The sequence below is a fragment of the Cognatishimia sp. genome (assembly GCF_049116455.1).
In the GTDB taxonomy this organism is placed as follows: Bacteria; Pseudomonadota; Alphaproteobacteria; order Rhodobacterales; family Rhodobacteraceae; genus Cognatishimia.
Genome location: NZ_JAGDYW010000003.1, coordinates 472,395 through 489,145, shown reverse-complemented (window position 1 = coordinate 489,145; position 16,751 = coordinate 472,395). Strand labels below are relative to the sequence as shown.

The window sequence follows — 16,751 nt, the reverse complement described above, 5'->3', positions numbered from 1 at the left end:
TTATGCTCCGGTTGCTAGGGGGAAGATCAGCTAGATCGCGTCATGGGCAGACAATTGCTGTTTATTTGACCGACTTTATGTCACGGTCCGGGCCGGGTTGCCGACCACGGTTGCGCCTGCATCGACGCTTTTGGTGACAACGCTACCAGCCCCGATGATGGCGCCATCACCGATGGTGACGCCTGCCAGCACCTTTGCGCCGCCGCCAATCCAAACATCCTGACCAATGGCTACAGGTTTCGCGACTTCCAACCCGGATGCGCGTTTGCCAGGCTCTTTGTGATGTTCTGCACAATAGATATGAACGCCGGGGCCAAGCATACTGCGATCCCCAATTGAAACGGCTCCGCTATCCAAAACCAGGCAGCCAACATTCAAATAGACATCGTCACCGATACGTGTGTTGAAGCCGTAAGAGCAGTGAAATGGGGCTTCAACAAAGCTATTCTCGCCAAATCCAGCCAGCAGCGCCTTAAGTTTTGGCCCCAAAGGCCCACGTTCTGAAGGCGGCAGCGTATTGTGCTGGTGCACAGCTTCTCGCGCGGCAATCCTATGCCGCTCCAACTCATCATCGAGGCAATTGTACCAATCGCCTCGAAGCATTTTTTCATATTCCGTCAAAGTGTTATGATCCTTCTCCGGTTAGTGGCGCGTTTCGGCTGTGCGCTCATTGTTCAGTTTGCGCGCATAGCCAGATTGGATGATCTCAACCAAAAACAGAACCACCACCGAGAAGTAGAATGTTGTCTTGGACATTGGTTCGAGCGCGTAGCCAAAGAACTTCAGCGCCAAGGCGTCGTCATGCATCGCATGGGAGGCTGCGACACCAGCCTCGCCCAGAAGAACGACACCGACGATCAGCAAAATGAACAGGCCCAGAACCTCATACATGCGGTTCTTTTCAAGGAATTTCGTGACACCATCAGCCAGCACCAGCATGGCGAGGCCAGACAGTAGGATCGCAATCGCCAGAACAGGGAAGACATCGGTGATCGCAAGTGCGGAAAGTACGGAATCGAAAGAGAAAATCAGGTTCATCATGACAATCATGGCGACCACCTTCACTGCGGATTTCCCAGATTTATGATCCACGTCCACATCCAGATGTTGGATGGTCAGCATGTGGCCGATTTCTTTCACAGCGGTGTAAATGATGAAAATACCACCCAAAATGAAGACCAGCGTTGCAAAGTTAATACCGCCTTCAATCAAACCAGGGCTGTTAAAGACCCAGAATGGTTCAGACAAGGAGTCGATCAGTTGAATCATGGTGAACAGCAGCACCACGCGCAAAACTACAGCAATAATAATGCCCCAGTAACGCACGGACCGCTGGTGGGCGACAGGCGCACGTTGGCTCTCGATTGAGATGTAAAGAAGGTTGTCAAACCCCAGTACTGCCTGCAGGAAGCAGAGCATCAAGAGGTTGCCCAGATTTTCGAAAGTTAACAGTTCGGCCATGATTTGCCCTCGTCCTAAACGCACATTTTGCCAAGGGATAGCGCAGGATGGGCGACGGGCAAAGCACTGATGCTGGGGAAATTTGTACTTGTCGTCTCAGGATTGGCGCGGTGGCATTCGTTTAGCGCTTTCTTCTTCCCATTGCTGAATAAGGGCCGCGCGACGAGCGGGGTATTTATCCTTAAGAATGGTTAGGTCCTGCACCCGGTCGGTTTTGAAATGCCGAAAACCCTTGCGGGTCTCACACCAGGCCACGACGTAGCGCACGTTATCCAAATAGGCGATTAGAAGCGGCCAGATGATGCGATATGTGACCCGACCTTCGCGATCTTTATAGCCAATATCCAGCCTGTATCTTTCGCGGATCGCCTGTCTGAGCAACGTCCCGTCGAAATTCTCGTCAATTTTTACCTCGGTCAGAATGGGTCGAGAGCTGCTTTCCAGCACCACCGGTCGCAATTCGGGTGGAATGGCCTCCGATAGTTTCGCCACCAGATCGCGCGCAGCGCGTGCCAAGGCTACATCGCCTTGGCTTGCAACCATCGCGGCCCCCAAAGCCGCGGCTTCTAGTTCATCAGCAGTCAGCATCAATGGTGGCATGTCATAGCCTTCATTCAACACATATCCGGTCCCGGCCTCACCGGTGATCGGCACCCGTTGCGCCATCAGCTCCGCCATGTCGCGGTAAAGCGTGCGCAGCGAGATTTCCAATTCGTCCGCCAACTCGCGGCCGGTTATTGCGCCGCGTTTGGCGCGCAATATTTGGATAATCTGAAAAAGCCGTTCCGTGCGACGCATATTTCACCTCTGCTGACATACTGCTGACATAACGCTGTCAGCAGGACAACGATAAGACAGGCTCAAGCGGGCAATTTTGCCCCGAAATCTAACGAATCTAACGGAAATATGAGGTTTGCTATGCAATTTTCACGTGATCACATCATCGACGCTGACAGTACAGACGTTTGGGCCGTTCTGGGTCGTTTCATGCATATTGATGAATTCGCCCCTGAAATCGCATCGGTTGAGCCACTGACAACAGGCGCCGATCAAGTCGGTTCGAAGCGGCGCTGTGTGTTCAAAAACGGCGGGGATATAGTGGAAGAAGTTACCGATTGGCAAGAAGGGCGCGGCTATCGCGTGCGCCTGAGCGAAGCCGATCCGATGCCGCTCAAAGAGGGCTTTGCCGATATACGTCTGGAACCGGCAAGTGCTGGGAAAACACGCGTGACCTGGGGTATGGATTTTAACCTCAAATACGGTCCCATCGGCTGGCTGATGGGCCAGCTTATGATGAAGCCGATGATGGGCAAAATTTTAAACGCCAACCTTAAGGGGTTGGAACAGCGGGTCGCGGCGGCCAAAGCCTCCTGACTTAGCGTTTCGGAGTGAACTTGCGCGGGCCTTTTGAAGGCCCGCCTGAACGGTTCCCACTGGGTTTCTGACCTGTTGGTTTTCCGCCGGGCTTGCCGCCGAATTTACCTGCAGGTTTACCAGTGGATTTCCCAAAGGATTTTCCCGAAGGCTTTCCTGAGACAAAATCTGCAGACCGCTCCGCAGCACGCCCGGATGTGCGACCAGCGGAATTTCCTGGATTGCCTTGATTTGGCCTGCTGTAATCAGGTTTTCCTGACCCTGGTCGGCCAGGACTTGTCTTGCGTTGACGCACAGGTTTGCGGCGCTCTTCTGGTGGCACAGCACCTTCCAGACCAAGCTGGTCACGCACCACACGGCGGCGCACTTCTTCGACTTTGCCAGCTTTCAAATCGCCCAATTGAAACGGGCCATAAGCCACGCGGATCAATCGGTTCACGGTCAGATCAATCTCAGCCATGGCGCGGCGAATTTCGCGGTTCTTGCCTTCTTTCAACGACACGGTCAGCCAGGCATTGGCCCCTTGCTGACGATCAAGGCTGATAGTCATCGGAGCGAATTTCTCACCATCAACGGTGATGCCACGACGCAAAGGTGCAAACCTTTCCTCAGTTGGGCGGCCATTAACGCGCACTTTGTATTTGCGCACCCAGCCAGTGGACGGCAGCTCTAATTTGCGTTTGACTTCACCGTCGTTGGTCAGCAGGAGCAGACCTTCAGAATTCAAATCGAGACGCCCGACAGTCAGCACGTGTTTCGGCATGTCTTCAGGCAGATCATCAAAGATCGTCGAGCGATTCTTTTCATCTCGATGGGTTGTCACACGTCCAACAGGTTTGTGGTATAGCCAAATTCGCTCTGGTTCTTTTTCGGCAATCGGCTTGCCATCCACCTCAATCCGGTCCCGGTCAGTTACATTAAGGGCAGGGGAGGTCAAAACCTGACCATTCACCGAAACCCGTCCGGCTTCGATCATCCGTTCTGCATCGCGGCGCGACGCCACACCTGCGCGGGATAAAACTTTTGCGATCCGGTCGCCAGCTGGGGTCTTTGGGGATTGATCCTGTGTCATTTGGGTTTCCTATATGCGAAAGCCCCATTGCGAAAGGGCCAATCATCAGGCATCTGAAAATCATGACGTTCAAAAGCCATATGGAACTGGCGCTGAGTGAAGCGCAGGCTGCTGCTGACCGGGGTGAAGTCCCAGTGGGCGCGGTGGTGATTGATCCTGATGGCAAGGTTATTGCGCAGGCGGGCAATCGCACCCGCGAATTAAATGATCCTACGGCCCATGCTGAAATCCTTGCGATCCGCGCTGCCTGTCAGACGCTCAATTCCGAACGACTCCCCGGCTACGATCTCTATGTGACGCTGGAACCATGCCCGATGTGCGCCTCAGCCATTTCCCAAACCCGCATCGCGCGCGTTTATTACGGCGCAGCTGACCCAAAATCTGGTGGCGTGGCCCAAGGTCCTAGGGTCTTTGATCATCCTCAAAGCCACCACAAACCAGAAGTCTACGACGGTATCTCAGCGGAGGCCTGCGAAGAGATACTAAAGAATTTCTTTCGCCAAAAGCGCCCCTAACGTCTTCTAGTCCAAATACTCCGAGGAGGTTTGCTGAAAGCAAAGAGGGCAAAGCCCAAAAGGATGACTTTTCCCAAAGGATTCCTATCTTTCTAAAAACCAATCAGTGAGGCCCCCATGGATCTGCACCAACATGTCGATGGCTATTGTGAGCGCATCGATCCGTCCTTTTGGGCTGAACCCATCAATGCGATCACCAACGCCGCCTTTCTGATTGCTGCAATCTATATGTGGCGCCGAAGTGAAGGGCTTTTCCTTGGGCGTCTGCTGAGCACTGTCCTCTTTGCGATTGGCATAGGCAGCTTCCTCTTTCACACTTTCGCTCAGACTTGGGCGGGGATCGCTGACGTCCTGCCAATCATCTTTTACATTTTGATCTATGTTTTTGCGGCGACACGCGACTTCTTTGATCAAAAAACTTGGATTGCGGGCCTCGCTGTACTGCTTTTCTTTCCATATTCCGCAGCGCTTGTGCCGCTATTTGCGCAAATCCCTGGATTTGAAAGCTCTTCAGCCTATGGTCCTGTGCCTCTGCTAATCTTCGCCTACGCCTTCAGCCTTAGAAATAAAGCGCCGGAAACGGCAAAGGGCCTTGCAATTGGGGCCTCAATCGTGTGCCTCTCGCTCTTCTTTCGTTCCCTCGATGAACCGCTGTGCAATGTGCTTCCATTTGGCACCCATTTCCTGTGGCATATCCTGAATGGCATCGCTTTGGGTTGGATGATCGAAGTCTACCGGCGACACATGCTTGCACGCCTCGCCAAGCAAGGCTAAACGCTGATCTCAAGTTTCATTTGGAGTTTGCCGATGTCGATTGACAAGGACACCGCGGCGCGCGTTGCCAAACTTGCGCGTATCAAGGTCGAAGAGGAGGCGCTGCCGGCGCTGGCCCAAGAATTCAACACCATCCTTGGCTTTATTGAGCAGCTCAATGAGGTCGATGTCGAAGGCGTTGAGCCAATGACCTCTGTGACTCCACAGAAACTGAAACGCCGTGTGGACGAAGTGACTGATGGCGATCAACAAGACAAAGCACTGTCAAATGCGCCAGACGCGCGTGAAGGCTTTTTTGCGGTTCCAAAGGTAGTCGAGTAATGAGCGATCTGAACAAACTCACCCTGGCGGAAGCACGCGATAAACTGCGCAGCAAAGACGTCACCTCTGTTGAGCTGACTGAAGCTTGCCTGAAAGAAATCGAAGGCGCAGATGCGTTGAACGCTTTTGTGCATAACACACCTGAACTGGCGCTTGAGCAAGCCAAAGCCGCTGATGCGCGTCTGGCTGCTGGTGATGCGCCGGCCATGTGTGGTCTGCCGATTGGTATCAAAGATCTGTTCTGCACCAAAGGTGTCCCAAGCCAAGCGGCCAGCGGTATCTTGGAAGGCTTTGTGCCGGAATATGAATCTACAGTGTCTCAGAACCTGCTGGATGCGGGTTCTGTGATGTTGGGCAAGCTGAACATGGACGAATTCGCCATGGGCAGCTCGAATGAATCCTCTGTTTACGGCAACGCCATCAACCCATGGCGCCGCGAAGGCGATACAACTGACCTGACGCCGGGTGGCTCTTCTGGTGGCTCCGCGGCTGCGGTTGCCGCTGATCTGTGTCTGGCAGCGACCGGCACCGACACAGGTGGCTCGATCCGCCAGCCTGCGGCCTTCACTGGCACCGTCGGCATCAAGCCGACCTACGGTCGTTGCTCGCGCTTTGGCATCGTTGCCTATGCCAGCTCGCTTGATCAGGCTGGCCCGATGACCAAATCTGTGCGCGACGCGGCAATCATGCTGGAAGCCATGGCGGGTCATGACCCCAAAGACAGCACCTCGGCAGACCTCGCAGTGCCAAATTTTGAGGCCATGCTGACAGGTGACATCAAAGGCAAGAAGATCGGTATTCCCAAGGAATATCGCGTTGATGGTATGCCGGATGAGATCGCGAAGCTTTGGGAAGAGGGCACCGCGATGCTCAAATCCGCAGGGGCCGAGATCGTGGACATCTCTTTGCCACACACAAAATACGCATTGCCTGCTTATTACGTGATTGCACCGGCGGAGGCGTCCTCTAACCTCGCGCGTTATGATGGTGTCCGCTATGGTCACCGCGCAACGCTTGCTGCGGGCGACGGCATCACTGAAATGTACGAAAAGACCCGCGCCGAAGGCTTTGGCCCAGAGGTACAGCGCCGCATCATGGTCGGCACCTATGTGCTGTCCGCCGGTTTCTATGACGCCTACTACAACCGCGCCCGCCGCGTGCGCGCGTTGATCAAGAAAGACTTCGATGACGCTTTCGCAGCGGGCATTGATGCGATTCTAGCGCCAGCGACCCCATCCCCGGCCTTCGGCCTCGGTGAAATGAGCGACGCGGACCCAGTGAAAATGTATTTGAATGACGTCTTCACCGTCACGCTGAACCTCGCAGGCCTGCCCGGTATCGCCGTACCAACCGGCACCGATAGCCAAGGTCTGCCACTCGGTTTGCAGCTTATCGGCCGCCCATGGGAAGAAGGCGATCTGCTGAATACTGCCTATGCGCTTGAGTCTGCGGCTGGCTTCGTAGCCAAGCCCGGAAAATGGTGGTAAAAACCAGCCCAAAGCAAGAAAGCTCGATCAAAAGCTAAGAGGCAATACGATGCGGTGGATTTTCAGCGGATGTGCAATTCTGGCTCTGGCGGCATGTGACCCGCCGGTGCCTGACAGCGCGGCAGGCGTTGGTTTTGACAACGAAAATTTCCGCACCAGCCCACCTGCAGGATTTGAGCCGGTGATCCCATCGGCTCAAGCCGTTTCTTCGGAATCGCTCGCGACACCATCCACACCTAATGCGCCTATCACAGAGGCTGCAGATGGGCGTGAAGTGGTGAATGCCAGCCCATCCAATCCGGCCCCTTTGCAGTTGGAAAACGCAGGTATTTCGGATGAAAACGATTTTGATGCGGTTGGTTCTCGCCGCAGCATTGAAGACGACGCCAAACGTCGTGCGGAAATCGCTGGGCAATATCAAGTGGTTGAAGCGACCAAACTGCCAACTCGTGCAGGGGCGTCCGGTCCAAATATTGTAGAATTCGCAATCCGCCACACAAATGCCGTGGGCAATCCAATCTATCAGCGATTTGGGCTTAACACAGTTGCGCGCTTTGATCGTAATTGCCGCAAATACCCAAGCGCCGACGAAGCGCAAACGGACTTCCTTGCCCGTGGCGGCCCGCAAAAAGACCGTCTTGGATTGGACCCAGATGGTGATGGCTATGCCTGCAGCTGGAATCCAACCCCTTTCCGTAATTTGGCTGGCAACTGATGGCGCGTGAAGCGCCTCAGATCATCCAAACCCCATCCCCCAATTTCGGGCCGCGTCGTGAAGGTGCGACGCCGTCTTTGATTGTGTTGCACTATACAGCCATGGCCAGTGCCAAGGCGGCCTGCAAAACGCTTTGCAATCCCGAAACCGAAGTCTCAGCCCATTATTTAATCTCTTCAAAGGGGCAGATTGAGCAACTCGTGCAAGAAGACATGCGCGCTTGGCACGCTGGGGTAGGGCAGTGGGGCGAGATCACTGATGTGAATTCTCACTCGATCGGCATCGAACTCGACAATGATGGTTTCAGCCCCTTTGCCGAGCCATTGATGGGCTCTCTGGAATGGCTCCTACCACACATTATGCGTCGTTGGGATATTCCCAAACAAAACGTCATTGCCCATTCAGACATTGCGCCGCATCGCAAAATCGATCCTGGCCCGCGCTTTGATTGGAAACGCCTGGCGCGTCGGGGGCTAGCGATTTGGCCAGATGCCAAAGCATCAGAAGTAGACTGGACCAAAAGCGCCGAAAAATTCGGTTATCCCATCGACGGCTTAGCCGGGTGTGACAACCCCAAATCCGCCTGTTTCAATGCCTTTCGCAGCCGCTTCCGCCCTTGGGCGAATGGTCCGGAAGATGCCGAAGATCGCCGTATCATGTCTCGATTGGTGGCACAGAGCACCGCCTAGGTTTCATCCTTCCAGAAACACCCAAATTCTAACGCCACCACGTCCAACCCGTTGACGGCTCTGGCCACACCCCCTATCACGCACCTTGCACAGGGGGCTGGATGATCGCGGGGCAACTCGAGGAAAGTCCGGACTCCACAAGGCAATGGTGCCGGGTAACGCCCGGCTGGGGAAACCCAAGGGATAGCGCCACAGAGAAGAGACTGCCCTGCATGTCAGGGTGATGGTGAAACGGTGGAGTAAAAGCCCACCGCGGGACTGGCAACAGAACCGGCTCGGCAAGCCCCACCAGGAGCAATGCCAAATAGGGATCGCGTGTGGGCAACCACAGGGGTGCTTTGCCCCGAGCAGATCCGGGTTGGCAGCTAGAGGGCATCTGGTAACAGGTGCTTTAGATGAATGGTCATCCAAGGGGTCAAACCCTGGACAGAATCCGGCTTATAGGCCCCCTGTGCGTAATAAATATTTATATCTAACTGCTTCAGTTTGGTTTTTTCTGTTTGACCTCAAGTGAACTTGAGGAATTATCCCTATGTGGCAAACAGGAGAAACCCATGAGCCACGCGACAGAGGCAGAGCCTACAGACTTTCATTCATCTTATATTCCATGGCGCGACTTTTTGGTCCGCCAAAATCTTATCCCATTGGCCATCGTGAGCCTCGCTGTTTGGCTCCATGCTGGGGATTCCCTTGTGGTGGCCACCATGATGCCATCCATGGTGGATGACATCGGCGGAGAGGCCGTAGTGGGCTGGTCGGTCTCGCTTTATCAACTTAGCTCCATTGTCGCGGGGGCTGCGAGTGCGCTTTTGTCTCTGCGCTATGGTTTGCGAAACGCTATGGCGCTAGCTGCTATGGTATTCGCGATTGGCTGTTTGATCAGTGCGGTGGGCCTAACCATGCCTATGGTTTTGGCAGGCCGACTGGTTCAGGGTTTTGGCGGCGGCGGCCTTGTCGCGATGGGTTTTGTTGGCGTAAGCCTTATGTTTGAGCCTCGCTATCGCGCCCGCGCCATCGCGGTGATTTCAACGCTGTGGGGCATTGCCGCATTTTTAGGCCCGATCATTGGCAGCGTGTTTGTCGCCTATGCCAATTGGCGGTGGGGATTTGTTTTCTTTGCCTTCAAAGCAGTGCTTTTATGCCTCTGGTTGATCTCGCAAACAGATTCTAGCACCGCAAAAATAGAAGCAGAACAAGCCCCGTTTCCTTGGCGACGTCTTGGTTTACTGGCCATTGCTATATTGCTCGTGTCTTTTGCAGGCGTTGAGGTCACGCTGGGTCGATCGTTCTTACTCGTGATGGCTGGTGGGCTGGCAATCGTTTGGTTCCTTAAAGTGGATGCCTCCGCTCAAAGCAATCGGCTGCTCCCCATGCGCGCTTTGGATTTGCGCAAACCCCATGGGGCAGGCTTGGTCATGAGTTTTTGCATGTCCTTTTCAACTGTAGGACTAGCAGCCTTTGGCCCGCTTTTACTGACCGCCATCCACGGGGCGGATCCTATTGTGATCGGCTATGTTGTGGCTGCCGCAGCCATAGGTTGGAGTGTTGCTGCTGTGCTCACCAGCGGAATTGCAGAGGTGCATCAGGGAAAGATGATCCTTTTCGGAATGTCACTTGTGGGGGGCGCTGTATTGGGATTAGCCTATGCCGTGCCATTTGGTGAACTCTGGTTGGTGAGCTTGCTTAGTTTTGCAGAAGGTGCGGGTTTTGGCATGTGCTGGCATTTCATCTTGGCGCGATTGACTGCCAAAGCTCCAGCGGATGAAATCCATCGTATCTCGGCTGCGATCCCGACCATCCAACGTTTGGGCTATGCTTTGGGAGCGGCCTATCTTGGGATCGTCGCCAATGCGAGTGGCATTTTAGAATTGGATCAACTGGACCAAGCGCAAAGAGCAGGGTTTTGGATATTCGCAAGCTGCATTCCAACGATTGGATTGGGGTTGGTCGCGGCGATCCTGTTTGCCCGTGAACCGGAAGATGAGAACAAAGGGTATCGAGCTTAATTTGGGCCAGCTAATCCACTTCTTGCGCATTGGCGCCATGAGATTGCGATAGGCACAAGAACCGGGTCGCTGCATGGCGGCCCGTTTTCTTAGTCAGGGCTTACCACATTCAAAAAGGTAAGCGACATGCAACTCAAAGACAAAACTATCATTATCACGGGCGCCAGCAGCGGGATCGGTGCTGCGGCGGCGATGCTTTTTGCCCAAGAAGGGGCCAACCTTGTTCTTGGCGCGCGGCGGCGGGCCGAGCTGACAACCCTTGCTGATCAAATTACGCAAAGCAGTGGACAGGCCGTAGCACTGGCTGGGGACGTGCAAGAGGAAGATTACAATGCTGCCCTAGTGAAACTGGCAGTAGAACAGTTTGGCAGCTTGAATGGTGCCTTTAACAATGCAGGCACCATGGGCGAAATGGGCCCAATCCCGGCCATGAATACAGAAAACTGGCGCTCTGTGCTTGAGGTCAATCTCACCTCAGCGTTCTTTGCTGCAAAACACCAGATCCCGGCGATGAAGACAACAGGTGGTGGCGCGTTGGTGTTCACGTCATCCTTTGTCGGTCACACGATTGGTTTTCCGGGTATGGGGGCCTACGCGGCCGCCAAAGCAGGCCTAGTTGGTCTCACACAGGTCCTTGCTGCAGAACATGGGCCAGAGGGCATCCGCGCGAATGCCTTGCTGCCGGGTGGCACCAAGACTGCGATGGCTGGGGATGATCCAGAATTTCACGAGTTTGTGAAAGGGTTACACGCGCTGAAACGAATGGCTGAGCCGAAGGAAATTGCTCAGGCGGCAGCCTTTTTATTGTCGGATCATGCGTCGTTCGTCACCGGCACAGCATTCCTGGCGGATGGCGGGAATTCGATCAATAAAACCTGATCTTTAGCGTTTTGGCCACGCCCATGTGCTGTCCTCTACGGCTTCGCATTGGGTTTCACCTAGGGTCTTGGTCAGCTCGAAGCTCTTTGCCCCTTCGTTTTGCATCGCCGTAACGAGGGGGCCGCTGTGAGAGACAACAATGATCTGCGTGACTTCAGACACCCGCGCGATCAACCGCGCCAGCGGGCTGATGAGGCCGGGATGCAGGCTGGTTTCTGGTTCGTTCAAGACCATCAGCGTCGGTGGGCGAGGTGTGAGAAGGGCGGTGGCTAGCAGGATGAACCGAAGCGTGCCATCAGAGAGTTCAGCAGCAGACAGCGGGCGCAATAGGCCAGTTTGCTGCATCGTCAGCGAGAACATCCCGTCGCGTTCTTCTACACCTACAGAAGCGCCATCAAATGCATCTGCAATCGCCTCGTCAAAAGCGGGGCCATCCCCGATCTCCAAAATGGTTTGGACGGCTGCGGCGCAATCAGCTCCATCTGCTGCCAAGACAGGCGTGCGCGTGCCAACCTGCATACCGCGCGCTGGCGCATCACGGTCGGTTCGAAGATTGTCGTAAAAGCGCCAAGAGCGCATGAGCTCCCTCAAGTGCAACATTTCTGGCGTGCCCATCGGGTCTGCGACATGGGTCATCATACTATCAAAGGGTGCGAGGGACGTAGCACGCTGTTGCCAGTGCCCATCGGCATCTCGCGCCCGCACGCCGGGTCCGGCCCGCAAAGCAAGCGCATTGTGATGATTGAGCACCTGACCAACCCAAACGCCCTCGGCTTTGATCTCTGGATCGCGACCAAAGGCCGTCTGACTTGGGATCGGCAGTCCCAGATCAACCGCATAGCCATAATCTTCGGATGAAAACCCCAGTTTTAAAGCCACCCGATCAGACCTAACGGTCCCTGTGACTGGTATTTCCCCAGCCTTCATGCTGCGCGATATGGTTTCCGGCCCGGCCCAAAGCGTTGATGACAACCCACCTTCAGCGGCCAATGAGGCAATCGCGCGGCCCTGTGCAACTTCACCCAGCAGACGCAGGGCGCGATACAGCGAAGACTTTCCCGTGCCATTTGCGCCCGTCACAACATTCAATTGCTCAAGTGGCAAATTCAAATCGCGTAACGATCGGTAACCGGAAATGGCAAGAGTGGTGATCATCTTCAGAACAATATTCAAGGGTTTTAAACTGAGGAAAGCTTGCACCGTCTCTAATTCTCAGAGCAAGTGGGGATTTTTCCTATTTTCGGTGACATTTCGCTATCCCCCCCATTGACTTGGCCCGCCTGACCTATAAAAGGCGGGCTTCATAGAGATTTCACGGGCATCTGCTGCCCGGCGCAGGAGAAGACCCATGGCGAAGCCGACCACAATTAAAATCCGCCTGAACTCGACCGCGGGCACAGGCCATTTCTACGTCACCAAAAAGAACGCACGTACGATGACCGAAAAGATGGTCGTCCGTAAGTACGACCCGGTGCTGCGTAAGCATGTCGAGTACAAAGAAGGTAAGATCAAGTAAGATCACTTTCTAGGACACATGCATAAGCCGCGCCACACCAGCGCGGCTTTTTGCTTTTCTACAGTTAGAAATCATCGGTCGCGCTGAAGAACCATTTTCTTCAGATCCTTCATTTGGAAACGGGACCATGCCTTTTGATTATTCTATCCGACCCGCCTTAGCTTCTGACGCTGATGCCATTTCAGCGATGATGACACGCAGCTATTCAGAACTGCTGCGCGCCGACTATAACCCACGTATTCTGGCGAAAGCCCTGCCGCGGATCGGTCAGGCCCGCCCAGAGCTTTTGGGCTGCGGAACTTATTTTGTGGCCGAAACCTCAGAGGGTGACGTCGCTGGAGCTGGCGGTTGGACCGATCTGAGCCCAACACGCGGCCTTGGCCATCAAGGCGAAGGTCACATGCGTCATGTGGCCGTTGATCCAAACTATTTGCGGCGAGGGATCGGCAGCGCACTGGCGAAAGCGGCCTTTGAAAGTGCGCAGAAAAGCGGCGTGCGCGCGTTGCGGTGCATGAGCACTCTAACAGCTGAAGCCTTTTACAACCGTCTTGGGTTTGCTCGTATTCAACCGATTGAGCTGACACTGGAACCAGGGTTGTTTTTCCCAGCAATCGAGATGCGCATGGCGCTTTAGTCACCAACAAAAAAGGCCGGCGAATGCGCCGGCCTTTCTGTAAGCTATGTAGTCTTGCTTATTCGCGGTTGCCCAGCAATTGCAGCAGGAACATGAACATGTTGATGAAGTCCAGATACAGGCTCAGAGCGCCCATGATCGCGGATTTCGCCAGCCATTCCTGGTCGCCATGGTGGGCGTGTGCCAGGTAGGTGTTTTTGATGTTCTGTGTGTCATAGGCTGTCAGACCTGCAAAGATCAGCACACCTAGGATGGTGATTGCGAAATGCAGCGCTGGGGAGCCCAGGAAGATGTTGATGACGGAGGCGACCAGAATGCCGATCACACCCATGATCAGGAAGGAACCCCAACCGGAAATGTCTTTCTTGGTTGTGTAGCCATAGAGCGACAGACCTGAAAAGGCGATCGCGGTCACAAGGAAGACCTGCGCAATGGAGAAGCCGGTGAAGGCGACAAAGATCCATGCCATGGACAAACCCATCAATGCAGCGAAGGCATAGAAGAAGGTTTGCGCGCCCGCTGCGGACAGGCGGTTAATCGCTGCGCCGAACAAAAAGACCATGCCCAGAGGCGCGAACATCACAATCCAGCCAAGGATATTTGGCGACAGGGTGATTGGGTCGCGGAAGATACCCAGCAGAGCAGGGGAGGTGCCCACAGCCCATGCCACAGCAAAAGTCAGCAGCATGCCAACAGACATAGTGCCATAAACTTTGTTCATATGGGCACGTAGACCCGCATCAATCTCTGCTGCGCGTGCACCTGCGACGCCGCGGATTGTGTCAAATTCAGCCATTAAAGCCTCCGATAAGTTGTCCTTCTGGACCCGCTGCTCGCGCATCAGGCCTTTGATAGGGAATATCGGTGGTCTTGGCGGGATTTTCAAGGAATTCCGGCACAGGGACAGCCGGAATTCCTCTTAATTGTTCCGATTATCGGCGCGCTTGGCTGCGCCAGTGACAGGGGACGTCGAAAACGGAACGGGTAATTTCTTGTGTGACATCATCTGGAGTCAGCCCAATATCGCGCAGTTCGCGATCTGTTAGGCTTGCCAATGTCTTACGTTGGCGGCGCAGTTCAAAAAGATCGGCCAAGCTGATCCCCTTTTCCAAAGAGACACCTGCGAAACGACCGAATGTGCTGAGGAACGTCATGATATTCTCCTTTCTTGGAATGTGATGATTTCCACGGGTTCAATCAAAACCCTTGATGAATGTGCCTCATTATGAAACATTAATAAAACGAATGATTGTTAGGTGACTCATCAAGGAACGTGAACAATGCGTAATTTAGACGTTACAACCCTACGGAGTTTTATGGCGGTTGCAGATTTGGGAGGGGTGACCAAGGCTGCAGGTTTTCTGAACCTGACCCAGTCTGCCGTTTCTATGCAGCTTAAGCGGTTGGAAGATTTGCTAGGTGTGTCATTGTTTGATCGAACGGGTCGTAAAATCTTGCTGACCGCCTCAGGCGAGCAGCTTTTGGGCTATGCGCGCCGCATTGTTGCGCTCAACGATGAGGCCGTGCGTCGCTTGTCGGATGATGAGTTTGAAGGCGAAATTAGCCTCGGTATCCCGCATGACATTCTTTATCCGGCGATTCCGACGGTTCTAAAGCAACTGCGTGCGACCTACCCTCGGGTCAAAGTGAATGTCATCAATAATAACACGCACCAATTATTGCCTGACTTTGAAAAAGGTGAGTACGACCTCATTGTGACAACCGAGCCGCATCAAAATGGGGATACGCTCTGCACTTTGCCTTTGGTCTGGATCGGCGCACCTGGTGGAGCCACTTGGCGTCGTAGGCCTCTGCGCATCGCGCAGGGTCGGAAATGTTCCTTCCGCGCGCGGATGTTGGATTCACTGACTCGCGACGGCATTGATTGGGAAAATGCTGTGGATACGGAGTCTGATCGCTCTATCGAAGTGACTGTGGCCGCCGATATGGCCGTTTGTGCAATGATCGAAGGCACCGAGCCTGCGCAGCTTGAAGTGGTTGATCATGGCGGCGCGCTGCCGGATATCGGCTTGCAGTTTATCAATATGTACGGCGCAGATGCGGTGAAAGGCGAGGCGGTGCTCGCTCTTGCAGATCTGTTGCGTCAATCCTTTGCCAGCATCAGTGCGCAAACCAAAAAAGGCGACTCGCCGCGCTTGAAAACCGTGAGTTAACCCCTGATTACGGGGTAATTACTACTTTGCCGGTGGATTTGCGTGCTCGCAGCAGCTCCATGCCCTCGGCAGCTTGGTCCAAAGGCAGGCTGTGGCTGACATGCGGCTTCAGCTTGCCGGCATCATACCAGCTGAACAATTCGCTTAGACTTTCGGTGACCACTGAAGGCTTAAATTGAAGATAACCGCCCCAATAGACACCGATGACCGTTAGGTTTTTCACAAGCATATGGTTGGCAGGGATTTTAGGGACGTCTCCGCTAGCAAATCCAATTGGTAGTAACCGCGCATCTGGGTTTGCAGAACGGAATGCAGCTTTCCATTGATCGCCGCCAACAGGATCATAGACCACATCGGCACCGCCAAGTGATTTGACCACTTCGCGGATGTCTTCGGTTTTGGCGTCAATCAGATGATCCGCACCAGCCTGTTTGGCAATGGCCAGCTTTTCCGCTCCGCGCGCGCAGGCAATGACTTTCGCACCCATCAGTTTTCCGATTTCAACCGCAGTCAGACCAACGCCACCTGCCGCGCCAAGCACCAAAAGCGTTTCACCGGGTTGCAGACGTGCCTTATAGTCCAGCGCCACATGACTTGTGCCATAGGCGATTTGAAAGGCGGCAGCGTCTTTGAACGACATCGAATCGGGAAGGGCTACAGCGCGATTGGAAACAAAACACCCGTATTCCGCGAGTCCCCCTTGACCACCGAAGACCGCCACGCGGTCGCCAATTTTAAGACCATGTGTCTCGGAACCGACGGCATCGACTGTGCCAGCCACTTCCATACCGGCTACAAATGGCAGCTCGGGCGTGTCCTGATAGGTCCCTTTTTGCATCAATAGATCAGCGAAGTTTAATCCGCAGGCTTCAATTTTCAGCCTAATTTGATCGCCCCGTGGCTCGGGCACAGGTAGGTCAACGATTTGAGGGACTTGGTCGTGGTTTCGAACTTGAAAAGCGCGCATGATTCTCTTGCCTTGCGAAATTTCATGTCCCAAGTAGCCGAACTGGCGCAATAATTGAACCTGAAACACAACGTCACAATTGCGTTAAATCTAGCAACCCTAGGTTATATAGGCGATGAAACATTCTCAAATAGCTTGATCAATTTGTCGAAACTGTTACATATGAA

20 protein-coding genes and 1 other RNA gene are annotated in these 16,751 nt (G+C 54.2%); 13 read left to right on the top strand and 8 right to left on the bottom strand.

Annotated elements, in window-relative coordinates; translation table 11 throughout:
• Positions 1 to 75: 75 nt before the first annotated feature.
• From JXQ85_RS07375 to JXQ85_RS07365, 3 genes are all read right to left on the bottom strand, one after another.
• Positions 76 to 621: a sugar O-acetyltransferase gene (locus JXQ85_RS07375; protein ID WP_421748237.1), complete on the bottom strand. Its 546-nt coding sequence runs from the start codon at positions 619 to 621 to the stop codon at positions 76 to 78.
• Between the two features lie 21 nt (positions 622 to 642).
• Entirely contained in the window at positions 643 to 1,461 is an 819-nt protein-coding gene (locus tag JXQ85_RS07370; protein ID WP_421748236.1) for a TerC family protein, read from the bottom strand.
• A 96-nt stretch (positions 1,462 to 1,557) separates the two neighbouring features.
• On the bottom strand, positions 1,558 to 2,259 hold the full coding sequence (locus tag JXQ85_RS07365) for a helix-turn-helix transcriptional regulator (RefSeq protein WP_421748235.1): 702 nt from the start codon (positions 2,257 to 2,259) through the stop codon (positions 1,558 to 1,560).
• 120 nt (positions 2,260 to 2,379) lie between these two features.
• Here JXQ85_RS07365 and JXQ85_RS07360 point away from each other — a divergent pair, with 120 nt between their 5' ends.
• Positions 2,380 to 2,835, top strand: coding sequence for an SRPBCC family protein (locus JXQ85_RS07360; protein WP_421748234.1), 456 nt, complete (start codon positions 2,380 to 2,382; stop codon positions 2,833 to 2,835).
• A gap of 1 nt (position 2,836) precedes the next feature.
• On the opposite strand, the gene JXQ85_RS07355 is transcribed toward JXQ85_RS07360, so the two are convergent.
• Entirely contained in the window at positions 2,837 to 3,907 is a 1,071-nt protein-coding gene (locus JXQ85_RS07355; protein WP_421748233.1) for a pseudouridine synthase, read from the bottom strand.
• A gap of 62 nt (positions 3,908 to 3,969) precedes the next feature.
• Here JXQ85_RS07355 and JXQ85_RS07350 point away from each other — a divergent pair, with 62 nt between their 5' ends.
• The 9 genes from JXQ85_RS07350 to JXQ85_RS07310 all read left to right on the top strand — a co-directional run bounded on the left by JXQ85_RS07350 (position 3,970) and on the right by JXQ85_RS07310 (position 11,293).
• Positions 3,970 to 4,422 (top strand): nucleoside deaminase, encoded by a 453-nt coding sequence (locus JXQ85_RS07350; RefSeq protein ID WP_421748232.1) that lies wholly within the window; start codon positions 3,970 to 3,972, stop codon positions 4,420 to 4,422.
• Between the two features lie 117 nt (positions 4,423 to 4,539).
• A complete protein-coding gene (locus JXQ85_RS07345) occupies positions 4,540 to 5,196 on the top strand; it encodes a ceramidase domain-containing protein (RefSeq protein WP_421748231.1) in 657 nt (218 codons plus the stop codon).
• Between the two features lie 33 nt (positions 5,197 to 5,229).
• Positions 5,230 to 5,517: an Asp-tRNA(Asn)/Glu-tRNA(Gln) amidotransferase subunit GatC gene (gene gatC, locus JXQ85_RS07340; RefSeq protein ID WP_421748230.1), complete on the top strand. Its 288-nt coding sequence runs from the start codon at positions 5,230 to 5,232 to the stop codon at positions 5,515 to 5,517.
• Complete coding sequence (gene gatA, locus JXQ85_RS07335; protein WP_421748229.1) at positions 5,517 to 7,004, top strand: Asp-tRNA(Asn)/Glu-tRNA(Gln) amidotransferase subunit GatA; 1,488 nt, start codon at positions 5,517 to 5,519, stop codon at positions 7,002 to 7,004. Before gatC ends, gatA begins: the two co-directional genes overlap by 1 nt.
• Positions 7,005 to 7,053: 49 nt before the next feature.
• Positions 7,054 to 7,719: a hypothetical protein gene (locus tag JXQ85_RS07330; protein ID WP_421748228.1), complete on the top strand. Its 666-nt coding sequence runs from the start codon at positions 7,054 to 7,056 to the stop codon at positions 7,717 to 7,719.
• Positions 7,719 to 8,408, top strand: coding sequence for an N-acetylmuramoyl-L-alanine amidase (locus tag JXQ85_RS07325; protein ID WP_421748227.1), 690 nt, complete (start codon positions 7,719 to 7,721; stop codon positions 8,406 to 8,408). Before JXQ85_RS07330 ends, JXQ85_RS07325 begins: the two co-directional genes overlap by 1 nt.
• An 89-nt stretch (positions 8,409 to 8,497) precedes the next feature.
• An RNA gene (gene rnpB, locus JXQ85_RS07320) (RNase P RNA component class A) lies at positions 8,498 to 8,865 on the top strand.
• A gap of 97 nt (positions 8,866 to 8,962) precedes the next feature.
• Positions 8,963 to 10,414, top strand: a complete 1,452-nt coding sequence (locus JXQ85_RS07315; protein WP_421748226.1) for an MFS transporter — start codon at positions 8,963 to 8,965, stop codon at positions 10,412 to 10,414.
• Between the two features lie 126 nt (positions 10,415 to 10,540).
• Positions 10,541 to 11,293, top strand: coding sequence for an SDR family oxidoreductase (locus tag JXQ85_RS07310; protein WP_421748225.1), 753 nt, complete (start codon positions 10,541 to 10,543; stop codon positions 11,291 to 11,293).
• Between the two features lie 3 nt (positions 11,294 to 11,296).
• Here JXQ85_RS07310 and JXQ85_RS07305 read toward each other — a convergent pair whose 3' ends face one another.
• The gene (locus JXQ85_RS07305) at positions 11,297 to 12,448 is read right to left on the bottom strand and encodes an AAA family ATPase (RefSeq protein WP_421748224.1); all 1,152 of its coding nucleotides are present in this window, start codon (positions 12,446 to 12,448) and stop codon (positions 11,297 to 11,299) included.
• Between the two features lie 193 nt (positions 12,449 to 12,641).
• Between JXQ85_RS07305 and rpmG the strand changes: the two genes are divergently transcribed.
• Both rpmG and JXQ85_RS07295 read left to right on the top strand, forming a co-directional pair.
• On the top strand, positions 12,642 to 12,809 hold the full coding sequence (gene rpmG / locus JXQ85_RS07300; protein WP_106607011.1) for a 50S ribosomal protein L33: 168 nt from the start codon (positions 12,642 to 12,644) through the stop codon (positions 12,807 to 12,809).
• A 127-nt stretch (positions 12,810 to 12,936) separates the two neighbouring features.
• Complete coding sequence (locus JXQ85_RS07295) at positions 12,937 to 13,443, top strand: GNAT family N-acetyltransferase (protein ID WP_421748223.1); 507 nt, start codon at positions 12,937 to 12,939, stop codon at positions 13,441 to 13,443.
• Positions 13,444 to 13,501: 58 nt separating this feature from the next.
• Here JXQ85_RS07295 and JXQ85_RS07290 read toward each other — a convergent pair whose 3' ends face one another.
• Positions 13,502 to 14,239 (bottom strand): Bax inhibitor-1/YccA family protein, encoded by a 738-nt coding sequence (locus tag JXQ85_RS07290; RefSeq protein WP_421748222.1) that lies wholly within the window; start codon positions 14,237 to 14,239, stop codon positions 13,502 to 13,504.
• Positions 14,240 to 14,375: 136 nt separating this feature from the next.
• Positions 14,376 to 14,597, bottom strand: coding sequence for a DUF1127 domain-containing protein (locus JXQ85_RS07285; protein ID WP_421748221.1), 222 nt, complete (start codon positions 14,595 to 14,597; stop codon positions 14,376 to 14,378).
• Between the two features lie 126 nt (positions 14,598 to 14,723).
• On the opposite strand from JXQ85_RS07285, the gene JXQ85_RS07280 reads away from it, so the two are divergent.
• Complete coding sequence (locus JXQ85_RS07280) at positions 14,724 to 15,617, top strand: LysR family transcriptional regulator (protein ID WP_421748220.1); 894 nt, start codon at positions 14,724 to 14,726, stop codon at positions 15,615 to 15,617.
• A gap of 7 nt (positions 15,618 to 15,624) precedes the next feature.
• On the opposite strand, the gene JXQ85_RS07275 is transcribed toward JXQ85_RS07280, so the two are convergent.
• Positions 15,625 to 16,584 (bottom strand): NADPH:quinone oxidoreductase family protein, encoded by a 960-nt coding sequence (locus JXQ85_RS07275; RefSeq protein ID WP_421748219.1) that lies wholly within the window; start codon positions 16,582 to 16,584, stop codon positions 15,625 to 15,627.
• Between the last annotated feature and the right edge of the window lie 167 nt (positions 16,585 to 16,751).